Raw genomic sequence first — 25,287 nt, forward strand, 5'->3', positions numbered from 1 at the left:
AACGTCCGGATCTGCAAACGGGTCTAACGGATATCATTAACCATATAAATGGAAAAAAACCGGGTGAATGGTTCACCCGGTTTTAAGTTAGTATATTAAGATTTCAACAGCCGCAAACTGTTAAGAATGACAAGGATGGTACTGCCTTCATGCCCAATGACCCCGAATGGGAGGTCGATGAATTGAAAGAAGTTTGAGCAGATGAGCAGCATGATGACTGAGATGGAAAAGATTACATTTTGCTTAATAATCCGATTCATCCTTTGTGAAAGCCGGACTGCCTCTGAAATTCTTGGCAAATCGTTCTTCATTAAGACAATGTCTGCTGTTTCGAGGGCGACATCGGTTCCTTCTCCCATCGCTATCCCGACATTGGCAATTGCCAGTGCAGGTGCATCATTAATGCCGTCTCCCACCATCGCCACCGTTTGGTATTTTGTTTTCAATTCCTTCAGGTGATCAACCTTGGTTTCCGGCAGACATTCAGCAAAAAATTCATCAACATGGCTTTCCGCCGCAATTGCTCTGGCAGTTTTTTCACTATCCCCGGTTAACATGACGGTCTTAATACCCTGCTTTTTCAAATGGTCAATGGCAAGTTTTGTTTCCTCGCGCACAACATCCTTAAGGGCAATCATCGCGCTCAGTTCACCGTTTATTTCGATAAAAACAAGGGTGTTTCCTTGTAGAGCAAGCTCTCGTGCTTTCCCGTCTGCAAAATTGTCAACGTCTTGGCTAACAAAAGCGGCTTTACCAATTTTCCATTGTTCCCCTTTGATTTTCGCCTTTATGCCCCAGCCCGGGACATCTTCAAGAAAATCAGGATGAAGAAGGTCCTTTTTGAAGGTTTGTTTCGCATATTTCACAATTGCCTGTGCCAGCGGGTGATTAGACTGGTTTTCAATCGAAGCCGCTTTCCAGATTAAGCTTTCCCGGTCAAGCCCCTCCATTACAATGATTTCAGTGACTTCCGGTTTTCCCTTTGTCAGTGTACCTGTTTTATCAAAAGCAATGGCTCCTAAGCGGCTCAAATTCTCTAAATGGACGCCGCCTTTCACTAAAATACCATGCCGTGCACCGTTGGAAATAGCCGACAGGGTGGCAGGCATAATCGAGGCCACTAATGCACAAGGGGAAGCAACAACCAATAAAATCATCGCCCGATAAAATGATTCATGCCAGCTCCAGCCTAATAAAAAGTGCGGCAGGAAAAACATTGCTAAAACTACGAGAAGGACAATTTTCACATATGTTCCTTCAAAGCGTTCAATAAATAACTGTGAAGGAGATTTCTCGCTTTGGGCTGATTGCACAAGCTGAATGATTTTTTGGAACAATGTATCACTGCTGGCCTTTGTCACTTGAACGGTAATTGCTCCCGTCAAATTGACAGTCCCGGCAAAAACTTCTTCATCGCTGCTTTTAGAGACAGGCATGGATTCACCTGTAATCGCCGCCTCATCAATATTGGTATGACCCTTTATAATCATTCCATCTGAAGGGACTCTTTCACCAGGTTTAATTAAGATATGATCGCCTACCTGAAGTTCGGAAACAGGTACTCGTTTTTCCAACCCGTTAACAAGTAGCAGTGCTTCTTCGGGCTGTAATTCCATGAGTGAGGAGATTTCTTTATGGCTTTTGTTCATCGTGTAGGTTTCTAGGGCGCCGCTGAGGGCGAAAATAAAGATTAATATGGCACCTTCTGTCCAAAAACCGATAATCGCCGAACCAATAGCAGCAAAAATCATCAGCATTTCCACGTTTAATTCTTTATTCTCATAGGTGGCCTCAATTCCTTCTTTCGCTTTAGCAAAACCACCAATTACAAATGCCAGTAAATAGGCAATAATAGAGTCTACCCCTTGCCCATATTTATCAAATAGCCATCCGGCAATAATCAATACACCGCTTAAACCAGCTGCAATCAATTCGGCATGCGGTTTTATTTTTTCAAATAAGCTGACTTTTTGGATCCCCTTTGTCAAAGTCTTGGCCTCAGAACTCATTTGTTTCTCCCTCCTTGAAACAGATTATAACTCATAAAAAATAGTGAGTCAATTCTAATTGAAAATATTTATATCTAATTGAGAATGATATTCATGAGTGATTATTGTTAATTGGAGGTATGTTGTGAGGTTGTGTTTAATTATATCGATAATGATTATTAATTGATAGTATTTATTTTAAAATCGTAGTTGATAAGAATAATCAACCTCACTACCCTTAAAAAACACGAAAGCTGTCATCAATTGATGACAGCATTTTTCACAATCAAAATTATTTATATTTACTTTATTTTACCACATATTCTATGCCAAAGATATGAAATTGCTCCTTAAATTAATTTTCGTTGCCGGGGAGCAGCTGTGTTCTTTTGCCAAAAATAAAAATAATAAATGTAAGGAATAGAAGAATGGTACTAATAATATAAAAAAAACTAACATCTTGGAGGTATTTAATATAAAAACCGCCGATGATTGGCCCGCATAAGCTGCCAAGGCTGAAAAAGATCCCGCATAATAAATTTCCTGTCGGCAATAAGCTTCTAGGCACCAAATCAGTCATAAAGCTGATTCCGAGTGAGAAGGTCGAGCCGACAAGCATTCCTGAGATTAGGATTGCTGCGGGCAGTCCAATGGTCGATTGCTCCAGGAAACTGGCTGCTGTAAAGCTGCAAAAGCCAAGGAAAAGGACGGTCATCAGGATTTTTCTCCTGCCAAATTGATCGCTTAATATTCCTAACGGGAGCTGCGTAATAATGCTGCCAATCGCGAATGCAGATAAAACAAGGGAAACTGTTGAAACATTCATATTCATTCTTAACGCATAAACGGGAAAGCTACCATTTAGGGAAGATTCCAAAAAACCATAGCCTAGCGGCGGCAAAAAAGCCACCCAGCCATATTTTAAGGCTGTACGAAACTGCTTTAGCGTGGCAAGAAAAGAGTTAACGTTCACTTCTTGTTCAGGCCGTTCATTTTTTAAAGTAAACACAAATACCCAGCCAATTAAGCAAAGGAAAGAAGAAATGATAAAGGGCAGTGCCTCATTGATGTTAACCAGTGGTGTCATTAACGGCCCTGCGGCAAAGCCAATCCCGAAAAACAACCCGTACAAAGATATATTTCGTCCTCTCTTATCTGCCGGGGAGAAGGAGGTAATCCACGTCTGGGTCGCAAAATGCAGGGCATGGTCACCGATTCCGATCAGCATTCGTAAGGCGAACCAGAACCAAAACGTTTTCCAAAGGGGGAACATTGCAAGTGCGGCTACGACAAGTCCGCCGCCAAAAATAATGACCGGCTTGTAGCCATATTTTCGCAGCGGCAGTTCCATAAAAGGTGATACAAGTAAAATCCCGATATACAGTGCTGTTGCATTCAACCCGTTCAACGAGGAGGAGACACCGCCTTTTTCAAATATAACAGCAATCAGCGGCAGCAGCATTCCTTGAGAAAAACCGGAAATGGCGACAAGACCGACTAGGATCCATAATAAAAGTTTATTTTGTTTTTGATTCATTTTTTTTCCTCATTTGCAAAATATTCCTTAAATGATGGTAACGAGAATATTCCATATTTGCAAGGAAAATGTTGTTTTGGCATTTATATTAGTGGTATTGTTTTTTCTGTGGAAAAAAGGGGAAGACCGTATAGAAATAGATTAAATGTTGGAGGTAAGGTTAGTGACGAATAAAATCTTTATGCTGATGACCTTTATCGGGGTCCCGTTATCTGTTATTGGGACTTTTATGCATTGGCCGAGCATACTTTTATTTATTCTTTATTGTTTGACGATCATTGCATTGTCAAGCTATATGGGAAGGGCAACCGAAAGCTTGGCGATTGTAGCGGGGCCAAGGATTGGCGGGCTGCTGAATGCGACGTTCGGAAATGCCGTTGAGTTGATTATTTCTGTTTTTGCCTTAAAGGCTGGTTTGGTTGGTGTTGTACTTGCTTCTTTAACCGGCTCTGTTTTGGGAAATCTGCTGCTTGTTGCCGGACTGTCCTTCTTTGTTGGCGGCTTGAAATATAAACGGCAAAAATTTAATGTGTATGATGCCCGTCATAATTCCGGGTTATTGATGTTTGCCATTATTGTAGCCTTTGTAATACCTGAAGTGTTTTCTACGAATATGAGTGAACCGAAGAAATTGTCGTTAAGTACGGGGATTTCGATTACGTTAATTTTATTGTATTTGGCTGCATTATTCTTCAAGCTGGTTACGCATCGAGGGGTTTATCAGACGGAAGCAGTGGCGGACCATCATGATGAGGAGCCGGAATGGGGGAAAGGGAGAGCGATTGGCGTCTTGTTGATTGCTACCTTGATAGTCGCTTATATTTCCGAGCATCTTGTCCATACATTTGAATTTGTAGCCGAATCATTCGGCTGGTCGGAGCTGTTTATCGGGATTATCATTGTTGCCATCGTCGGAAATGCCGCAGAGCATGCATCGGCTGTATTAATGGCCTTTAAGAATAAAATGGATGTTGCGGTTGAAATCGCCATCGGATCCACCTTGCAGGTCGCGATGTTCGTTGCACCTGTACTTGTTCTGCTATCATTATTATTTGAACAATCGATGCCGCTTATCTTCTCATGGCAGGAACTCACCGCAATGGCATCATCCGTCCTGTTAATGGTCGTCATCTCCAATGACGGCGAAACCAACTGGTTCGAAGGCCTAACACTTCTCGCCGCCTACATCATTATGGGCATTGGGTTCTATCTATTGTGATGAAAGTTTAAAACGGTGTCAAAAACGGTGTCAGGCACCATGTGAAAAATTCACATGGTGCCTGACACCGTTTACATTATACAACATGTACGTTTACTTTTATTTCGATCTTATGATAGGGTAAACCATCAATCGCTTACTTTGGGACCATTAATCACCAACCTTCATGTTTTAGTTGTACACAGGGCAAACACGAGTGTTGACTGTCATAAAGAAAAGAATCCCTACCTCCTTATGATTATGGATATGGTTAGCCGATTGATTGCAGCCCTCCTTTTTTGAAAGGTTAAGATTATTATAAACGCTAATTAGAATTTTGTAAATGTTCAGATTATTACATTTATGTTACTGTTTGTTAACGCTTACGGTGAGGTGATATAAAGAAATCACACTGTTTTTCAAAATAATTATAAAAGCTGTAAAAGGAAATGGATAATATTAATGAACTCCGAAAAAACTACTAACAGACTGATTTATGTGATAACTGAAAGGAGTCTAACTCAGTGAGAAAAATAATCTCTGTCCTTATGACATTTTTACTATTGGTCATGTTGGTGCCAAGTGCGTTCGCTGAAAAAGCCCCTTTGGCACCTCCGAAAAAGGAGCCGGCAAAATATCAAATTCCGGGGACTGTCCGCAGCATTACAAAGGAAAATACTTATCCGAACTCTACGCAGGACCTGCCGTATTTACAGCCAAGCGATTTATCGGAAAAATTGATCAACTCGTCCAATGTTAAAATTGAGAACCCTGATTTAATCCGGATGCTGAATGAGTCAACCATTAATGGCACACCGTTTGCGGTGGGTTACCGGGCAATCATTTATCTCGGGCAATGGGCATTGAACTACGAATCATCGGAAACCTCCCCAAATTGGGAGTATCAAAAAATTAATACAAATTATTATGATAATCGTGGCGGCAATACACCATATCAAATCAAGTATGTTCAGGAGTCACAAAAAATTGTGCGAGGCGGCCTGACTTCCAAAATCCCGAATGCCGAAGAAGTGAAAAAAATGATGCTGCTAAAGGCGATGAAAAAGACCAATCTACCATTAGCCTTTGACACGGTCATCGGGGCTGGTACGAAAAATGATCATTTTTACAATATTCCCGCAAAGCGATTAGGCTATCTCTACGCCTATGCCCCGGCAATCAGCGAAAAGGGCAAAGTCACATACGGCGAAGTCTACCTAATGCTAAAAGGAAACCGCAAATTCATTGTCGTCAAAAACGTCACATCCCAAGGCATCGGAGCCTGGATCCCAGTTCAAGACTACGTCTCATTTGGCTTCTTAGCATCAGAACGACCAAGATGAGGATGATGCATGGGGACAGTTCTTGCACTTCATTTCAAGTATGTGATGAGGCATGAGGATGGTTCTCCTGTTTCACTCAAAAACTGGGCAAACTATAAGTAACCATTGCCAAAGTCCTGAAAATTAGATAGGATAAAACGGTAATGAAAGGAGCGAAGGAAATGGGAAGCCCTACTTATGATAAAAATGCCCAAGTAAGCTTTTTAAAGCAGCGTTTAAATATGTTCATTGACGTTCTGGATGCAATGGATCCGGAAGCAACGGAACTTGAAGATATCGATCGTTTAATTTCCATTCTCGATGATATGGAATCAAAATGCCGCGAATTCAATCATCGTGAGGTAGAAGAGTCTGTTTAACAAGCAGGCTCTTTTTTTGTGCCATTTTTTCAAAAATGATTTTTCCGCACTACCATGTAATCGATTGCAACCTTAGCCTTTAAATCTTCTGCTTATAGGAGTATAATTAAAGCCGTCGAAGAGTAGTAAAATTAAAAATAGATAATGCAGGACAAGGGAAAGGGGAACTCAAACCGTGAATATCGCAAAATTTGAAGAAAGCATGTACAAGCTTGTCGTGGAAACTTCTACAAAGCTTCCTAAGGACGTTCGTCGTGCTGTCAAAGCGGCAAAAGAACAAGAAAATGCCGGAACAAGGGCAGCGATGAGCCTTGCAACCATTACAAACAACATTGCCATGGCTGATGAGCAAGTTTCACCAATCTGCCAGGACACCGGTCTGCCAACTTTCAAAATAAAAACACCTGTTGGCGTCAACCAAATCGAATTGAAGGCAGCCATTAAAAACGCGATTGTCCAGGCAACCAAAGACGGTAAATTACGTCCAAACGCTGTTGATTCACTAACAGGCAAAAACAGCGGCGACAACCTTGGCGACGGTCTGCCGGTTGTGAAATTTGAACAATGGGAAAAAGACTATATTGATGTTAAATTAATTTTAAAAGGCGGCGGATGTGAAAACAAAAATATCCAATACAGTCTGCCATGCGAATTAGAAGGTCTTGGCCGTGCAGGACGTGACCTTGACGGGATACGTAAATGTCTCATGCACTCCGTTTACCAGGCACAAGGACAAGGCTGCTCAGCCGGGTTTATTGGCGTCGGTATTGGGGGCGACCGTTCTTCCGGTTATGATTTAGCTAAAGAACAACTATTCCGTCCAGTTGAAGATGTGAATCCAAACGAAGATCTTCGTAAGCTTGAAGAATACGTGATGGAAAATGCTAACAAATTAGGTATCGGTACTATGGGCTTCGGCGGCGAAGCCACTTTACTTGGCTGTAAAATTGGCGTTATGCACCGTATTCCTGCCAGCTTCTATGTGTCTGTTGCATACAACTGCTGGGCATTCCGCCGAATGGGTGTGAGCGTTCACCCTGAAACTGGTGATATCATCGAATGGGCATATCAAGATGGCGAGTTCATTGACTTTGCTGCTGCTAACGAAGCTGAAAAAGAAACTGCCGCTGCTCGTACAGAAGATGACGTGATTTCCCTGCAGTCACCAATCACTGAAGAGCAAATTCGCTCGTTAAAAGTCGGGGACGTCGTTGAGATCAACGGCCTAATGTATACTGGCCGCGACGCGATCCATAAATATTTAATGGACAACGACACACCAGTTGATTTGAACGGCCAAGTTATTTACCACTGCGGTCCAGTAATGCTGAAGGACGAAGACGGAAAGTGGCATGTGAAGGCTGCCGGCCCAACAACAAGTATTCGTGAGGAACCTTACCAAGGCGACATTATGAAGAAATTCGGCATCCGCGCTGTCATCGGTAAAGGCGGCATGGGTCCTAAAACATTAGCTGCTTTAGAAGAGCATGGCGGTGTGTATTTAAATGCAATCGGCGGCGCTGCGCAGTATTATGCTGACTGTATCAAATCTGTCGAAGGCGTTGACTTAACTCAATTTGGTATTCCAGAAGCAATGTGGCACCTACGCGTTGAAGGCTTCCGCGCCGTTGTAACAATGGACTCTCACGGAAACAGTCTGCACGCTGATGTCGACAAGTCTTCCTTGGAAAAATTAGCACAATTCAAAGAGCCGGTTTTTAAATAATATAGGTTAGTGGGATAGACTCGCTTTGCGGCGGGTCTATCTTTTTTTTGTTTAAATTACCGAATTATTCCAACTTTTGTATGATTAGTACGTAATTATGTAGAATTGTACTTGGATTTTGTAAAAAAGATCATTGATTATGTAAGATTAATTGGTCAAATAAAGGGTGGATCCAAGATATTCCACATTTTGTAGAATTATAACGGGATTTTGTAAAATTAAACTTAGATTATGTAAAAAAAATCCTTGATTCTGTAGGATTAATTGGTCAAATAAAGGGTGGATCCAAGATATTCCACACTTTGTAGAATTATGACAGGATTTTGTAAAATTAAACTTATATTATGTAAAAAAATCCTTGATTCTGTAAGATTAATTGGTCATATTTAGGGGGAATCCAAAATAATCCATTTTTTGTAGAATTACAACGGACTTTTGTAAAATCGAACCTAGATTATTGATAAAATTAAAGTGGAATCCCAAAAAACGAATTATGTGAAATTAATATATAAACCTTTCCTGATTCCAAAGTTTGTATTCAAAGAATAATCCAATTAGAAATCACTTGGTCAAAAGTGCCACAAAATAGTCATAATTACATTCATTTTTTTGTAGGAATAACAGAATTTCTAAAGAAATTTAACAAGGTAAAAAAAAGGAGGAATTTACCTTGTTTGATAAAGTTATTGAAATTCCAAAGTTATTAGAGCAAGTTGAAGCGGTTGAAGGGAGGCTTTCAGAAAATCACTATGCGCTTCCTGAAATTAAATTTAAAATTAAAGCTTTAAAGTCAGGTTTTAATGGAGAAAAAACAATTTATTATTATTTAAGTCAATTGCCAAAAGAGAAATTTTATATTTTCCATGATCTGCGATTACCATATGGAAATGGATTTTTTCAAATCGATGCTCTTCTTTTATCACAAAAAATGAAGCTCATTCTTGAAGGGAAAAATCATTCAGGAACTTTACATTTTGACAGGAATCAGATGATACAAGAATATAATGGTAATCGTGAAATTTATGAGAATCCTGTATCCCAAGCAAACCGGCATAAAATATTACTTGATTATTTTTTGAAGCAATATAAAATTCCACTTATTCCCGGTAGTTATTATGTGATAATTTGTAAACCGTCTGCCGAAATTATTATTAGTTCCGGTTATACCGAAGCATACAGAAAAATACACAGAGCGGGGAATTTATTTGAAATTATTGAGGAATCTGAGAAAAGATTCAATAGAAAGGTTGTAAATGAGGCAACAATAAAAAATATAAGCAAACTTTTAATAAAAAGCCACACTCCAAAAGAGTATGACGTTTTACCAATGTTCGGTATAAATAAGGGAGATATTTTACCCGGAGTTCAATGTCCAAGATGCTAGCGTCTTCCAATGACCTATCATCGAATGTGCTGGATTTGCCCTTATTGCCAATTTGTTTCAAGAGATGCACATTTTAAAGCAATTTAAAGACCATTTTCTAATTTTCAATACTCCAATAACCAATTCTGAAATCCGTACATTTCTCCAGCTTCCTAATACAAGAATAACTTCATATTTTTTATCATTAGTTCATTTACCACATTCCGGAGTGAGTAAAGGCCGCATCTACCTCAAACCCTAACCCACAATATACCAATTATGTTTTCCCTGATAAAACTAACACTATAAAAAACAACATAGGGGGAACATGGATGAAAAAAATAATGATCTGTATCATGGGTATATTGCTCATGTTAGTTCCAAATGTTACATATGCTGCCTCAAATCATCCGATTCATTGGGGTTTTAAGAAGGCGGTTAATGAGGAACAGCCGGAAGCGGGGGCGCATTATGACCAGCTCCTTGCCAAGTATGGCGCGTTTTACAAAGGGGACCCCGGTACCAAAACTTTATATTTAACTTTTGACGCTGGCTATGAAAACGGCTTTATGCCAAAGATTCTTGAGGTATTAAAGAAGGAGAAGGTTCCGGCAACTTTTTTTGTCACGGGGCACTTTTTAGAGTCGCAGCCGGAGATATCCAAGCAGATTGTTAAGGAAGGGCATATTATAGGCAACCATTCCTGGAGCCACCCGGACTTCACGACGATGAGTGAAGGAAAGATTCGTGAAGAGCTGGAAAAGGTCAAGGTTAAAACGAAGGAATTAACCGGGCAGAAGGAAATGAAATATTTGCGCCCGCCTCGGGGGATTTTTAGTGAAAGGACGATGCAAGTGGCAAAAGAAGCGGGATTCACGCATGTTTTCTGGTCGCTTGCCTTCGTTGATTGGAACATTAACCAGCAAAGAGGCTGGCAATACGCTTATGAAAACATTATAAGACAGATCCATCCCGGCTGTGTTCTGTTGCTGCATTCTGTTTCAAAAGATAATGCCGATGCACTGGAAAAAGCGATACAAGATTTAAAAAAGAAAGGTTACGAATTCAAAAGCCTTGACCATTTAATGAAAAAGAAGTAAACCGGATTTCAATTGAAGTCCGGTTTTTCTCTGTAAAAAATTATTTTAAAAAATCTGTTTACAGTACCAAGAATAAAACTTAATATAATCCTTAGAATCATCGAAAATGTCCGAAAACAATTTTAAAATGCTGACTTTTTTTTGAGGAGTCATGGTAATGTCGATTTATTATAAGGTAATATTATTTCAGGTTTTAATTATCCTCTTTCCAATGTTTGTCTATCATTTGTTTTTTTATGAAAGCGATCGGGAACGGAGAAAACCTCATTCGAAGCTTTCGATTATTTTAATCTTTATCTTAATTTTGTCTATGTCTTTTCCAGTTAAATTTGCTGAGGGGTACATATACGATTTTAGAATAATTCCATTTATCATTTCATTTGTTTACGGTGGAACAATTCCTGGTTTAGTAACCGGGATTATTTTGCTGGTTTATCGCTTTATTATTAGCGGAGACGGGTTTTATGTTGTTCTGGTTAATTATTCAATTACTTGTATAGTGCTCATTTTGATGAAAAAGAAGCTGGAATCGTTTCAAAAAAAGAATAAGCTTCTTTTTATCAGCATCGTTTTTTGGGCGAATACCTTTATCGTTATGCTAACTCTGTTTTCAAAGAACCAAAGCTCGCAAATTAGTTTCATGTTATTTTTTTATACGATTACCTGGATTTGCATGATGATGGTAGTGTTCGTGATTGAAAACGTAAATCAGCAGATGGTCATTCGTGAAAAATTGCAAAGGGATGAAAAGTTAAATGTGGTTAGCCAATTGGCCGCTTCCGTTGCACACGAAGTAAGAAACCCCTTAACATCAGTCCGTGGCTTTCTGCAGCTGATTTCCGATGATAATAACTTGCAGGAAGCGCAGAGGTCTTATATAAAAATTGCTTTAAACGAACTGGATCATGCTCAGTCAATTATTAATGATTATTTGTCCTTGGCAAAACCCAATACAGAAGAAATGATCTCGATCAATATTTCAGAAGAGGTTATGAAAACCGTGGGACTCATGAAATCATATTCAAATATTCAAAATACAACAATCAAAACAGATATTCAAGATTCGCTCTACATAAAAGGTAACAAAGGGGAAATTAAGCAGGTTTTGGTCAATATTATCAAAAACGGAATTGAATCTATGGGCACAGGAGGAATTCTTGTGGTCCGCTCCTTCGAAAAAGAAGGGGTGATATTTATCAAAATCACGGACAGCGGCAAAGGGATGACGAAACAGCAGTTAAAAAATCTTGGCACCCCGTTCTATACAACAAAAGAAAAAGGCACCGGCGTCGGCCTCACCATATCATTCCAGTTAGTTCACGCCATGAAAGGCAAAATCACCGTCGAAAGCCAACCTGAAAAAGGCACAACCTTCACCATCCAATTCCCAAGCGCATAAAACAGCACATGGGAATTGGATATTTTTATGGTTGTATTTTTTTGTAAATTGGTGCCTGACACCATTCGTGACACCATTCGTGGACATTTGTCCTCCTCTCGTGGACACTTTTACTGGAAATTCGGTTTTTCTTTGTTTCGTGCTATAATACTGTGATAATGTGTATAGAATGCCAATATCAGCCTTATAGAACAGGGCATTTGAATAATTTTGGAGTGAACCATATCATATGAAAACAGATCAATCAAAATCAATTAGAATTGAACCGAAGCAGACGTTTCCATTAACCATTAAACGGCTTGGGATTAATGGAGAAGGTGTCGGCTATTTTAAAAAACAAGTCGTCTTTGTTCCAGGTGCTCTGCCAGGAGAAGAAGTGGTAGTTGAGGCAACAAAGATCCATCCTAAATACGCCGAGGCAAAGATTAAAAAGATCCGCATCAATTCACCGCATCGGGTCAAGCCGCTTTGCCCGGTATACGATCAATGCGGTGGATGCCAGCTGCAGCATTTGGCCTATGACCAGCAGCTAAAAGAGAAACGAGATATCGTCATTCAAGCACTTGAACGCCATACAAAGCTAAAACTTGAAAACCTCGATATCCGTGAAACAATCGGGATGGAGAACCCTTGGGGATACCGCAACAAAAGCAGCTTTCAAGTCGGTGAAAAAAATGGCAGGCTACTCGCAGGTCTATACGGTATGAATTCTCATCAGCTAATTAACATTGACCAATGCGCCGTCCAGCATTCACATACAAATGAAGCAACCGCTGTCGTCAAGCAAATTCTGGAGGAACTGCAAATTCCAATTTATAATGAGAAAAATCGGAAAGGTATTGTCCGGACCATCGTTACCCGCGTGGGTATGCAGACCGAGGAGCTTCAAGTTGTATTAATTACAGCGAAAAAAGAGCTGCCGAAAAAAGAAACCATCATTGAGGAAATCCAAAAGCGGCTGCCGAACGTGAAATCAATTGTTCAAAATATTAACGGTGAAAAAACATCGCTCATTTTTGGGGAAGAAACGGTGAACCTGGCTGGTGAAGATTTTATCCAAGAAACATTAGGTGATCTGCAGTTCGAGCTCTCAGCAAGAACCTTTTTCCAGTTGAATCCGGTTCAAACCTTAAAACTTTATAATGAAGTGAAAAAGGCAGCTGGGTTGACTGGTAAAGAAAAAGTTTTGGATGCCTATTGCGGAGTCGGCACGATTGGGTTATGGCTGGCAGATCAAGCAGCGGAAGTCCGCGGCATGGATGTGATTTCAGAATCGATTGAAGACGCGAAGAAAAATGCGAAACACCACGGATTCACCAATACCAAATATGTACCGGGGAAAGCAGAGGAAGTACTCCCAAAATGGGTTAAAAAAGGCTGGAAGCCGGATGTCGTTGTAGTTGACCCGCCAAGAACAGGCCTTGACAGCCAGCTGCTACAAACAATATTGCAGGTAAAGCCTGAAAAATTAATTTATGTTTCTTGTAATCCTTCTACATTGGCGAAGGATATTCAAGTGTTAAGTAAGAATTATAAAGTCAAATATACTCAGCCTGTGGATATGTTCCCTCATACGGCGCATGTAGAATGCGTGTCACAACTTACTTTAAAAGAAGGCAGTTAACCATTGGGTGCTGTCTTTTTTCGTGCAGATCAAATATATTATTCTGATAACCTCCTCGAATGAAAAAATTAATATTAGGGTAAAAATGTCTCAAAAGGTTAAATTTACATTGATGAAGTCAAATATATTTTTTAAGGTGTAGTCTGATGATCTGCTGCAGTGGGTAAATATAAATGGAAACGGAAATCATCACAGATTAATTCAGAGCCATTATTAAAGATCAATGAAGATAATAAAGAGTACCTTGATATTTTTTAAACTTGATTTTGGTAATACAAAAAGGTTGAAAACATTGGAAAAATAAAGGAGTATGTAAGTAAATAAAATCCTAAAAAGTGACCTACCCACGATAAACAAGGAGAAATAATTCTATGATTAAATTTGAAAATGTATCAAAAAGATACGCAGATGGCACAGCTGCTGTTGACTCATTACAATTTGATATTCAGCAGGGTGAGTTTTTTGTCATTATCGGACCAAGCGGATGTGGAAAAACAACGACCCTGAAAATGATCAATCGGCTGATTCCACTATCAGATGGCACGATTTTCATTAATGGAAAAAAAATAAGCGAGTATGACATTCATGAGTTAAGATGGAATATTGGATATGTACTGCAACAGATTGCCTTGTTTCCTCATATGACGATAGAGGAAAATATTGCGATTGTTCCTGAAATGAAAAAATGGGAAAAGAATAAAATTAAAACGCGAATTCATGAACTTTTGGATATGGTTGGATTAGATCATGAAACGTACGCCCACAGAAAACCTAGCGAACTGTCTGGCGGTCAACAACAAAGAGTGGGGGTTATCCGGGCACTTGCGGCAGACCCTGAGATTATCTTAATGGACGAGCCGTTTAGTGCCTTAGATCCAATAAGCCGGGAAAAACTTCAAGATGATCTGTTAGATTTAAAGAAAAATCTCAAAAAGACCACTGTTTTTGTCACTCATGATATGCAGGAAGCATTAAAGCTAGCAGATCGTATCTGCATCATGAAGGAAGGAAAAATTGTTCAAATCGGAACACCTCATGAACTTGTTACAAACCCAGCCAATAATTTTGTAAAAGATTTTGTCGGGGCTAAAAACGGAAATTGGACCAGTGAGATTAAATTGGAAGATTTACTTGAACCAGTAAAAGAAAATGAAATGGAGCAAACCTCTACAATTACAGCACCGGTGTCAACTCCGTTGAAAGAAATATTGGAGATTCTATACGAGCATGAACAACTTACAATAGAAAAGGATGGTAAACTAATCGGCCATATTAATCGGAGGTCTGTAATGAAATATCTTTTTACTACTATTACGGAAGAAAGGGGTCTGACAAATGAATGATTTTTTACATATATTTCTGGAGAGAAAAGCTGAATTATTAAGTGCATTATTAGATCATATCCAGATATCATTTATCGCCCTTTTCTTTGCAGTAATCATTGCTATTCCACTAGGAATTTATATTACAAGGCATAAAAAGGCGGCAGAAGGGATCATCGGGATATCATCTGTCATTCAAACCATTCCGTCTTTAGCTCTATTGGGTATACTAATTCCTTTATTCGGCATTGGAAGAGTGCCGGCCATCATCGCCTTAGTTGCCTATGCACTACTACCTATATTAAGAAATACATATACGGGGATTAAAGAAGTCGATCCTTCATTAATTGAAGCAGCTCGAGCAATGGGGATGAATTCAAGAAAAAGATTAATCAGAGTGGAAATACCGCTTGCAATGCCAGTCATCATGGCGGGAATTCGGACAGCAATGGTGTTAATCGTAGGAACAGCTACCCTTGCCGCATTGATTGGTGCTGGAGGGCTTGGAGATCTTATTCTTCTAGGAATTGATAGAAATAATACAAATCTAATTTTACTTGGAGCAATACCAGCTGCTTTACTCGCAATCTTATTTGATTATTTACTTAAAAAATTTGAACAACTATCATATAAGAAAACCTTTATATCACTTGGGACAATTGCATTACTGGCTTTCCTTGTTATCGTAACTCCGTTTTTGGGACATCAAGATCAAAAAATAGTTATTGCGGGAAAACTCGGCTCAGAACCGGAAATCTTAATTAATATGTATAAAATCCTAATCGAAGATGGAACAGATCTGCAGGTTGAATTGAAACCAGGTCTTGGCAAAACCTCATTTGTTTTTCATGCACTTAAATCGGGAAGCATTGATATTTATCCGGAGTTTACAGGTACATCCATTTCAGAGTTTTTAAAAGAAACTGCCAAAAGTACCGATCGTGAAGAAGTCTATCAGCAAGCTAAAGATGGTATGTTGGAAAGGTTTAATATGGTTATGCTGAAACCAATGCAGTATAACAATACCTATTCATTGGCAGCATCAAAAGAGCTAGCTGATCAATATAAGCTAGAGACCATTTCCGATTTAAAAGGAATTGAAGACAAGGTGAAAGCTGGGTTCACATTAGAATTTTCCGACCGGGAAGATGGTTATCGTGGGATTCAATCATTGTATAATATTCAATTTCCTAATCTTGTCACGATGGAACCCAAGCTGCGATATGCAGCTGTCGAATCAGGTGACATCAATTTAGTTGATGCCTATTCTACAGACAGTGAATTGAGACAATACGGATTAAAAGTTTTAGAAGATGATAAACATTTATTTCCACCATACCAAGGTGCACCATTATTAAGAAAAGAAACGGTTGATCGCTATCCTGTAATAGCAAAGGCATTAAATAAATTAGCTGGAAAGATTACAGATGATGAAATGAGAGAAATGAATTATCAGGTGAACGTAGATGGAAAAAGCCCAAAAGAGGTTGCTGAGGAATATTTGAAAAAAGAGGGTTTATTACATTAAGGAATTTTTCCACAGGACGATTTTTGGATGATAAAGGTTATACAATTTTATAATCAAAAAAGAAGATGGCTGTTAAAGAATTTTGAAAGACATCCATCTTCTTGAGTCATTATTGATAAAGTTGATCGCTATTACCCACCGTAGGATTTTGGTAGTTAGCCATATATTGTTGGAATTGTGCTGAATTTTCTGGAACAACTTGATACATGGCTCCTATTTTTGCAATATCGGCTGGCTCAGCATTTTCAACAGGATAATAGCCTTTTGTTGCCATGTATTGCCACATATCATAGGCGTGTGAACAACTCATCATAAATGCTGTTTGACAGAATGAACGAATTTCAGGATTGACCATTTCCATTGCAGCCCACGCATATTCGCGACCCGCTCTTTTTAGTGTTAAAAGATAGGCGGTGGCCATTTCGCGATCATTCATATTTTCTACCATAGTTCTAGGCTGAACAGGAGGGGCAGGAGTAACCATTTGTAATGTTTCTGTTGAGACTCGCTTATCTTCGCTTAACAACGGTAATTCCTTTTTAGCACCTTCCATTTTATTCAAAAATTCAACCTTCATATTATAGTCTCTTATATGAAGAGGAAGATGTCTTTCAAGAATCATTTTAAATTCTGGATCTTGAACATGATGAAGCATATAACCCATGTTTGTGATTGAGTTTACACAGCTCATTGTTAATTCGTTTAAGTCATGCAATTCATGTGCAGCTAACTTCATTTTTTTCCCTCCGTATATAAATAATTGCATTCCTTATGTTGTACAAAATAATACAAAAAATTCTATTATTATTAGATTGATTTAAATGATTGAATCCCAAGTTTCCAGTTGATTAACAAATGTTTTTTTAAATTAAACACTAAAATTGCAGGTAGCAGTGCATTTAAAAAAATTACCTTATTAACTATTCTAAATTTTTATAATATTATAAATTAGCTATTTTTTAAAATAAAAGATTGTGTTAAAATTTAGTGTGATTTTAGATTATTTTAGGGGGCATAAGGATGAAAAAGAGAAAAGCGCTAGGATATGTTCTAACTGGAGGGATTTTAGCAGCAACTTTTGGATATGGGGCAGCGTCTGTCTTTGCAGAACCGGTCACAACCCCAAACGGACCGTGGGTTCAAGATGAACAGAACCTTTCTTTAGCAGGCTTAATGTCAAATGAACAATTGGAAGCAAAATTGAAACAAATTGAAAAATCCTCTCAAGGGAAAATGAAACTAGAACAAATTGGAACATCTAATGATGGTTATCCACTGTATGTGGCAAAACTCGGTGACAATGCTCCAAATAAAAAACGAGTACTAGTATATACGCAAATTCACGGAAATGAAACGCTTGGAACAGAAGCTGCAGTGGATCTAATGCAAAAGCTTTCCGCTGGAGGAAAAGAGGCAAAAAATATTCTTGACAATGTTACTGTTTGGTTTGTACCGCGAATCAATCCTGATGGAACAGCTAATCAGTATAATGGAAAACAATACCCAACCCGCTATTCCCATCAAACATGGGATCCAGCTGCATTAGGACTTCCTGCAGGAACGAAGGCCCCGTGGTATTACAATGCAGAGGGAAGCGAACGGGCTCAAAATAACAATGGGGCAGTTGTTTATGGAATCCCAGGATTTGACTTGAACCGTGACTTCAATCCTAACTATGATTTTAATGTAAATGAAGAAATCAAAAGGAATCCGGAAAAAGTGGCAGCAGTTCTAAATGATTCTAAAACAAACAACGGTGCACAAGCTGCATTGGTTTTTTCACCTGAAACACGCGCACTGACAAAGGTAGTCAAAGAGTTTAAACCTGACGTAGCAATCGATCTTCATCATCGTGGATTCAATCAATTATCAGAAGAGGACAAGCGTTCCGTCTCCATCCAGTTATTAGCTTTATTTACAACAAAGCCGTTTACCGATCCTTTCAGCGGTAAAGTCTATAAAGTTGACCCAGAAGTTGAAACCTTGAGTAAAAAAGTAAATGCAGTTGCCTATGAATCTTTACAGCGGGGTAATTCCTCATTTGGGGCCATACAAAAATACCCTCAGGTGAACTATCCTGGTTCAGGACTGGGAGCTATTCAATTAAACGGCACCGCAACCATGTTGATTGAAATTAAGGGACAAACCCAGACATTAGGGCAAAAGCAAAATGGTATGTTAATAGAAACAGCGAAAGTACCAGTGATGGCTGTGTTAAATGGATTGGCAGATGGTTCTATTGAAAAGGCAGATCCAGCTGTTTACGATGCGATCCCTGATTTTTCACATCCAGTAAATCCAGGTGGGAATCAAGGAAATTAATTATTGTTGAAAAGAGAAAAATAGATATTATAAGCACAAAAGGAGAAGCTGGGAATTACCTGCTTCTTTTTTTGTACTAAGTTAGAATGGGAAAGTAAATGTTCACATAATTGTTGGAAAAATCTTAGTAGAGATAAATTTCTTATAAAATGTATTGTGGTATAATTTTACCGAAATGGGGGGTGAAAAATGTCGAAATAACAATAAATAAGTACTATTATCTATTTTGGATTACATTCTTTTAAATCTGCAATTTTCCCCTTAAAACCTCATCATTTTAAACCTGCTACCATGCCGTATTACCCTGACTTCCTATTAAAATGCTGAAGCGAAAATAGTTCTAATAACTAGAAAAAATGGGAATGTTGTCGATAAAATCGATCGTTTAAAAAAGGAGCGGTATTATGTATGCTGTGCTGAGTAAAATGGCTAATGGAATTACTGTTTGCTATTCAGAGGTTTTCCCCGATCAAAACCAAGATTATTTCCACTGTAAATATATTGGGAGATTATTTTTGGTCGCTGACTCATATTGTATGAATCCTGATTGTACATGTCAAGAAGCAGTTCTTAATTTTGTCCAGGTTTATCCGAGAGAAGACCGGGATGATAACAGTTTTATGATAAGGTTTAAACTTAACGGCAGGGGATATAAAATACATGAACGAGGCAGATTCAATAAACGTGAAATACAAGGTATTGTTATGCACTTTACTTCTGACGGCACAGTCCTGGAACGCTTAAATGAACGATATAAAGAAATGAAGGAAGAAGTAAAAAAAATTCTAAGTTAAGGATGCTTAAATAACTATAGATAAACTTTTATTGTAGGTCTCAGTGTCAGGTGTCGGGAGGAATTTGACAATAATCTTGTAGTGACTATAGGACACACTTGCATAGGCTTACAAAAAATGTTATCATAAAAAAGAATTATTTTTGTTCGGTGTTAAGGATAGTATAAGTACCACTTTTCGTCTTGATCATCACTGGGAACAAGAATAGTAATACAATGTGTGCATTGAACACACCGGGAGGCAACAAAAATGGAAAACGGTAAAGTAAAATGGTTTAACAGCGAAAAAGGCTTCGGATTCATCGAACGTCAAGGTGGAGAAGACGTATTCGTTCATTTCTCAGCGATTCAAGGCGAAGGTTTCAAAACTTTAGAAGAAGGTCAAGAAGTGACTTTTGACGTTGAGCAAGGTAATCGTGGACCTCAAGCTGCAAACGTTCGTAAAGCTTAATTTTGCAGACAAAGAAAGGCAGACTCTAATTTTGGAGTCTGCTTTTTATTTTTTATAAAAAAAAAGAACCCCACTCATAAATAAGCAGGGCATAAAAAAACAGTAAATCAAATGGTAAATCAAGTGTAGCATACAATTAGGGAATATCCTAATTTTAGTGAGCTCTAGTATGTCTAGAGCTTTGGCTGACTTTTTGTTATTCAGGGGTTTTACCGGATCAAGAAGTATAAACTTAGCGGCAAGGGATATAAAATACATGACAGCGGGTGTCATTCCCGAAATAAATGACGGTGTCGTAGAATTCATTAGGGATCTTTCTTCCTTTGAAATTCGGGTGACGTTCATGTAATATTAGATAAATCAAATGGTGCTAAAGACTGGGTCTGGCACTAATTTTTATGGAGGTCACTTGTGGATAATAACGATATATTAATTCGGTTGAGATATGCGCTGGAAATAAAAAATAAAGAGGTTGCAGAGATCTTTAAACTTGGCGGAGTTGACGTAACAGTTCCGGAAGTAATAATGATTCTCACAAAAGCAGATGATGAAAGTGATCAACAAATCAAATGTAATAACAATATGTTAGATTCTTTTTTAAATGGTTTAATTGTTTTTAAAAGAGGGAAACAAGAACCCAAACCAGGACAGTCTGATACGCCGGAACAGTCAATAAAGAAAAGTGCCAACGTCAATAATCTCCTGTTAAAGAAAGTAAAAATAGCCTTGGCATTAACAACTGAGGACATGCTGGATCTATTTGAACAAGCAGGAATCACGGTTACAAAAGGAGAGCTAGGCGCTTTATTAAGAAAAGAGGGACATAAGAATTATAAAGAGTGCGGCGATAAATATGCCAGGAACTTTTTAAAAGGCCTGGCAATCAAATATAGGGGATAATATGATACACGTCTGCTTAGATGAGTCAATATGATTTTTGCGATTTAGTGCAAACATCCGAACCTTTAAAAAAGAGCTTGTTTTCCTATCTGGGAAACGGGCTTTTTTCCTTTACATCCAGTAATCGCTTAGTTATATTCAAAATAGATAGAATTGACTGAAAGATATTGTTTCTTATCAGGGGGGAGCATGTGAATCTTACCTATTTTTCGTTTTTTATTTGTATTATTGTGTGTACGCTCATTATTACATATTGGGCGGCAAAACGAAGCAATACAACGAACCGCTTTTATACAGCAGCGGGCAGTTTAACAGGTTTTCAAAATGGACTGGCGATCTCCGGTGATTTTATAAGTGCTGCCTCCTTTTTAGGAATAGTAGGGACCATTGCACTTCATGGTTATGATGGATTCTTTTATTCCGTCGGCTTTTTGGTTTCCTATTTAGTAGTGATGTTTTTGATTGCTGAGCCGATTCACCATCTTGGTAAATATTCGCTGGCCGATGTCGTATGTTATCGTTTTAACAGTAATAGCTTACGGTCAATCATGGCCTTTGGCACACTTACAATTTCGTTTCTTTACATGGTTCCGCAATTAGTAGCTTCTGGGCTGCTACTCCGGCTGCTGCTGGATATTGATTATTCCATTTCAGTTATGGTAATAGGCGGCTTGATGACAATTTACGTTGTGTTTGGGGGCATGATTGCTACTTCTTGGGTGCAGATTGTTAAAACAGTCGTTCTCTTGTCGGGTACATTCCTGCTTTCACTTATTGTTTTATCACGTTTTCATTGGAATCCTTCTGCTATTATTACTGAGGTCATTCATCAATCACCGCTTCGTGAAAAATTTTTCCTGCCTGGGAAGCTTTTGGACAGTCCGGTAGAATTAGTTTCCCTGCAGCTCGCATTATTACTTGGAACAGCGGGTTTGCCACATATTCTGATTCGTTTTTTTACTGTCCGAAATACAAAGGAAGTGCGCAGATCAATCCTGAGTGCCGCTTGGGTGATCGGAAGCTTTTATTTAATTACACTTATTCTTGGTTTTGGAGCGATTGCGTTAATCGGGTATGATAGATTAGTAGCGGCAGATGCCACTGGAAATCTTGCTGCCCCGTTATTGGCTAAAGAGCTCGGCGGGGACTTCTTATTAGCATTTATTTCGGCCATTGCTTTTACAACGATTGTGGCTGTTGTGGCAGGATTGGTCATCTCCGCTACTACTGCGTTTTCGCATGATATCTATCATCATATAATAAAAAAAGAAAAAGCAACGGAAGAAGAGCAGCTTCGTGCTGCAAGATTGACAGCACTTGGAATAGGCTTAATTTCTACTATTTTTGCATTGCGTATGGAAAATATGAATGTTACATTTCTCGTATCCTTAACCTTTACCGTTGCCGCATCCAGTAATTTTCCTGTTCTATTATTGACGATCTATTGGAAGCGCTTCAATCGAACGGGGGCAATCACAGGGATGGTAACCGGGTTAACTGCATCGCTGGCCTGTTTAATTTTTGGACCCCATATAATGAACCCAATAGGCGGTTGGATTGCAAGTAAGCCTCTGTTTCCATTGTATAATCCTGGTATTATTGCAATTCCTGTCGGTTTTATTAGTGCCATCATTGCAAGCCTGGTTTCTCGTAAATCATCTCAGGAAAAGGATGAAGAAAGGACGCAATTTTTTATTAAAGCACAAACCGGAATTGATATGAGGGGAAAAAGCATGTGAAAGAGATAACGATTATCTTATTTGAACGTCTTGGGCTATTATTGATCATTGCCTTTGTATTGACAAGGTTCTCGGGCTTTAAATCATTATTATATCGGGAATTTAACCTAAAGATGTCACTCGTTCATGCAGGAGTATTTGGCCTGTTCGGAGTGGCAGGCACGATGGCAGGCATAGTGTTAGATGGAGAGACAATTGGTCATTTCGACTTTATTGTCAAGCCAGCCCAGCCGCAGCAATTAGTGGTAAGTTTAAGCCTTGTGGCGATTGTCATAGCGGGACTTCTTGGCGGTCCAATTGTCGGGATGGGTGCGGGGATGGTTGCCGGTATTCATTTAATACTGCTAGGTGGTGTGGGCTTTCTTGCCAACGGTTTAGTCAATCCATTAACCGGGCTGCTGGCAGGATTGACAGCACGCTTTTTTTCGCAGGAGCGGGTTATTCCTCCGCTCAAAGCGTTATTTATTGGGGTCTTTCCGCCGATTTTGCACATGCATCTTTTGCTCATATTACAGCCGGAATCCATTGCCATTGTGAATAAAATTGGACTGCCGCTCGTTTTATCAAACAGTCTGGCAATTGCAATCTTCACTGCGATGATCGGCATAGTCCTTACGGAACAGGAGAATGAAGCTGCACTGGCAACAAGAAGGGCGCTAACAATTGCTGAAGAAGCACTTCCGTTTTTAAAAAATAATCCCCCTGCTGAAATGGCTGCAGGGCTTAGCAATCTATTGATGAATCGCTTAAAGCTTGCCGCCGTTTCGGTCACAAATAAACAGGAAGTATTGGCACACACGGGTATCGGGGATGACCACCACCATCCTGGGCAGTCTGTTTATCAATCGCTTGCCTATGAAGCCATTCAAACTAAAGAGATGAAAATAGCCACAGCAAGGTCACAAATCGAATGCCAGCATAAGAACTGCCCATATGAAGCAGCGATTATAATACCCATCACAGAGGCGAATGATGTTATGCTCCTTATTACCTTTTATTTCCGAAAAGCGCATCATATCCGACCTGTTGAGCTTGTATTAGCTCAAGGTTTAGGACAGCTGCTTTCTAACCAACTGAATTTGCTGGCGGCTGAAAGCTTGAAACTAGCTATTCGCGATGCAGAGCTCCGAAATCTTCAGGCACAAATTAACCCTCATTTTCTATTTAATACATTACATTTGATTGCCACATTATTTCGGGAAGATCCAAAAAAAGCTCGTCATATAACAGTTCAGCTGGCTCATTATATGCGCTTTAATTTGAAACTCGTTTCCAATCCGCTTGTACCGCTTGAAAAAGAATGTGATCATGTAAATGCGTATATGGAAATTATTCAGGCCAGATTCGCTAATCGTCTGAAAGTCATTTTTCAGCATCCGGAAATGATCCCGGAAGTTAGTATTCCGCCTTCCACAATCCAGCCTCTTGTGGAAAATTGTATTCAGCACGGTTTGCGAAATATCGCAAGTGAGGGAAGAGTGGAAGTGCTCATTCAACAACAGGATAGTCGACTGCAAGCGATTGTACGGGACAATGGCTGCGGCTTTCCTGAAGAAATACTGGCAGAGGTCACGACGAAACCATTGACTGAGCATCAAAATAGCGGTATTGGTTTATACAATGTCAACAAGCGTTTAATCAGTTTATTGGGAGAAGAAGCAAAACTGCATGTTCGTAATCTGCCTTCCGGGGGAAGCGAAATTTCTTTTCAAATTCCGCTTAAGGTTCAGGCATAGAAGGGGTGTTCTAAAATGAAGATTCATGCCATGATTGCTGAGGATGAGCCGATGGCAAGAAAAGAATTAACATATTTATTAACGCAGGAAGAGGATGTTGAGCTTTGTCCTAGTGCTGAAACAGGGGAACAGTTATTGAAATTGTATAACGAAAATGATCCAGATGTTATCTTTCTTGATATTCATATGCCTGGCATTTCGGGCATTGAGGCGGCTAAACATCTGATGGATCAAGCTGTTCATTATCCTCCATTAATTATTTTCACATCGGCTTATGATGAGTATGCCATTCAGGCCTTTGACATGGAAGCCGTCGATTATTTATTGAAGCCCTTCGATGAGATGCGGTTTCAAAAAGCAATGAAACGCCTGCGAAACCGATTGTTGCAGCAGGAACGGAAACTAATGGAACCGTATTTTTCCAATCAAAAATCATCCGGTTCTGCGAAGTTTTTGATTGACGATGGAGAGCGAACCGCGGTTTTATCACCGGAGATGATTTATTATGCGGTACCACATAAACGTATGCTGGAGGTTCATACGAAGGACAGGGTCATATTAAGCCGGATGACATTGCAGGAATTGGAAAAAAAGCTGTACGGATATCCTTTTTTCCGGACACATCGCAGTTATTTGGTAAACTTGAATTATATTAAGGAAATTACTCCATGGTTTAACGGTACCAGTAATATAACACTTAAAGATAAGGAGGACATTCAAATTCCGGTCAGCCGGACAGCCCGTAAAATGCTGTTTAAAATGTTTGAACAAAACGGGTGATGGATTCCTCTGCCAACTGCTCTGCATTTGGCAGGGGAATTTTTATAACCATTAATCCCTAAATCAGAACCATTTACAC

General features: G+C 39.2%; 20 protein-coding genes. 17 read left to right on the forward strand and 3 right to left on the reverse strand.

Annotated elements, in window-relative coordinates:
- Positions 1–95 precede the first annotated feature (95 nt).
- Positions 96–2,009 (reverse strand): heavy metal translocating P-type ATPase, encoded by a 1,914-nt coding sequence (locus A6749_RS18395; protein WP_066393630.1) that lies wholly within the window; start codon positions 2,007–2,009, stop codon positions 96–98.
- Positions 2,010–2,343: 334 nt separating this feature from the next.
- Positions 2,344–3,525: an MFS transporter gene (locus A6749_RS18400; protein ID WP_066393636.1), complete on the reverse strand. Its 1,182-nt coding sequence runs from the start codon at positions 3,523–3,525 to the stop codon at positions 2,344–2,346.
- A gap of 163 nt (positions 3,526–3,688) precedes the next feature.
- Between A6749_RS18400 and cax the strand changes: the two genes are divergently transcribed.
- The 10 genes from cax to opuFB all read left to right on the forward strand — a co-directional run bounded on the left by cax (position 3,689) and on the right by opuFB (position 16,487).
- Entirely contained in the window at positions 3,689–4,744 is a 1,056-nt protein-coding gene (gene cax, locus A6749_RS18405) for a calcium/proton exchanger (RefSeq protein ID WP_066393643.1), read from the forward strand.
- A gap of 527 nt (positions 4,745–5,271) precedes the next feature.
- Positions 5,272–6,066, forward strand: a complete 795-nt coding sequence (locus A6749_RS18410) for a YfkD famly protein (RefSeq protein WP_174842957.1) — start codon at positions 5,272–5,274, stop codon at positions 6,064–6,066.
- 161 nt (positions 6,067–6,227) lie between these two features.
- On the forward strand, positions 6,228–6,425 hold the full coding sequence (locus A6749_RS18415) for an SE1561 family protein (RefSeq protein WP_066401044.1): 198 nt from the start codon (positions 6,228–6,230) through the stop codon (positions 6,423–6,425).
- 181 nt (positions 6,426–6,606) lie between these two features.
- A complete protein-coding gene (locus A6749_RS18420; RefSeq protein WP_174842958.1) occupies positions 6,607–8,151 on the forward strand; it encodes a fumarate hydratase in 1,545 nt (514 codons plus the stop codon).
- Positions 8,152–8,821: 670 nt separating this feature from the next.
- Positions 8,822–9,535: a nuclease-related domain-containing protein gene (locus A6749_RS18425; protein ID WP_066393653.1), complete on the forward strand. Its 714-nt coding sequence runs from the start codon at positions 8,822–8,824 to the stop codon at positions 9,533–9,535.
- Positions 9,536–9,846: 311 nt separating this feature from the next.
- A complete protein-coding gene (gene pdaA / locus A6749_RS18430; protein ID WP_066393656.1) occupies positions 9,847–10,614 on the forward strand; it encodes a delta-lactam-biosynthetic de-N-acetylase in 768 nt (255 codons plus the stop codon).
- A 157-nt stretch (positions 10,615–10,771) separates the two neighbouring features.
- Positions 10,772–12,013: an ATP-binding protein gene (locus A6749_RS18435; protein WP_066393659.1), complete on the forward strand. Its 1,242-nt coding sequence runs from the start codon at positions 10,772–10,774 to the stop codon at positions 12,011–12,013.
- Between the two features lie 229 nt (positions 12,014–12,242).
- Positions 12,243–13,637, forward strand: a complete 1,395-nt coding sequence (gene rlmD, locus A6749_RS18440; protein WP_066393663.1) for a 23S rRNA (uracil(1939)-C(5))-methyltransferase RlmD — start codon at positions 12,243–12,245, stop codon at positions 13,635–13,637.
- 371 nt (positions 13,638–14,008) lie between these two features.
- Positions 14,009–14,980: an ABC transporter ATP-binding protein gene (locus A6749_RS18445; RefSeq protein WP_066393666.1), complete on the forward strand. Its 972-nt coding sequence runs from the start codon at positions 14,009–14,011 to the stop codon at positions 14,978–14,980.
- Entirely contained in the window at positions 14,973–16,487 is a 1,515-nt protein-coding gene (opuFB, locus tag A6749_RS18450; protein ID WP_066393673.1) for an osmoprotectant update ABC transporter permease/substrate-binding subunit OpuFB, read from the forward strand. The genes A6749_RS18445 and opuFB overlap by 8 nt, the downstream gene beginning before the upstream one ends.
- Before the next feature lie 109 nt (positions 16,488–16,596).
- Here the strand turns inward: opuFB and A6749_RS18455 are convergent, their stop codons facing one another.
- On the reverse strand, positions 16,597–17,223 hold the full coding sequence (locus A6749_RS18455) for a spore coat protein (protein ID WP_066393676.1): 627 nt from the start codon (positions 17,221–17,223) through the stop codon (positions 16,597–16,599).
- Positions 17,224–17,507: 284 nt separating this feature from the next.
- Between A6749_RS18455 and A6749_RS18460 the strand changes: the two genes are divergently transcribed.
- From A6749_RS18460 to A6749_RS18495, 7 genes are all read left to right on the forward strand, one after another.
- Positions 17,508–18,809: a M14 family zinc carboxypeptidase gene (locus A6749_RS18460; protein ID WP_066393679.1), complete on the forward strand. Its 1,302-nt coding sequence runs from the start codon at positions 17,508–17,510 to the stop codon at positions 18,807–18,809.
- 404 nt (positions 18,810–19,213) lie between these two features.
- Positions 19,214–19,603 carry a hypothetical protein gene (locus tag A6749_RS18465; RefSeq protein ID WP_066393688.1) on the forward strand — a complete coding sequence of 130 codons (390 nt, stop codon included), beginning with the start codon at positions 19,214–19,216 and terminating at the stop codon, positions 19,601–19,603.
- Between the two features lie 249 nt (positions 19,604–19,852).
- Positions 19,853–20,053, forward strand: coding sequence for a cold-shock protein (locus A6749_RS18470; RefSeq protein WP_066393698.1), 201 nt, complete (start codon positions 19,853–19,855; stop codon positions 20,051–20,053).
- A gap of 411 nt (positions 20,054–20,464) precedes the next feature.
- Positions 20,465–20,953: a YehS family protein gene (locus A6749_RS18480; RefSeq protein ID WP_066393709.1), complete on the forward strand. Its 489-nt coding sequence runs from the start codon at positions 20,465–20,467 to the stop codon at positions 20,951–20,953.
- 191 nt (positions 20,954–21,144) lie between these two features.
- Positions 21,145–22,692, forward strand: coding sequence for a solute symporter family protein (locus tag A6749_RS18485; RefSeq protein ID WP_066393721.1), 1,548 nt, complete (start codon positions 21,145–21,147; stop codon positions 22,690–22,692).
- Positions 22,689–24,428: a LytS/YhcK type 5TM receptor domain-containing protein gene (locus A6749_RS18490; protein WP_066393731.1), complete on the forward strand. Its 1,740-nt coding sequence runs from the start codon at positions 22,689–22,691 to the stop codon at positions 24,426–24,428. The genes A6749_RS18485 and A6749_RS18490 overlap by 4 nt, the downstream gene beginning before the upstream one ends.
- A gap of 15 nt (positions 24,429–24,443) precedes the next feature.
- Positions 24,444–25,208, forward strand: a complete 765-nt coding sequence (locus tag A6749_RS18495; RefSeq protein ID WP_066393733.1) for a LytR/AlgR family response regulator transcription factor — start codon at positions 24,444–24,446, stop codon at positions 25,206–25,208.
- Positions 25,209–25,287 lie beyond the last annotated feature (79 nt).

Origin of the sequence: Neobacillus mesonae (assembly GCF_001636315.1) — a bacterium.
Taxonomy (GTDB): Bacteria; Bacillota; Bacilli; order Bacillales; family Cytobacillaceae; genus Neobacillus; species Neobacillus mesonae.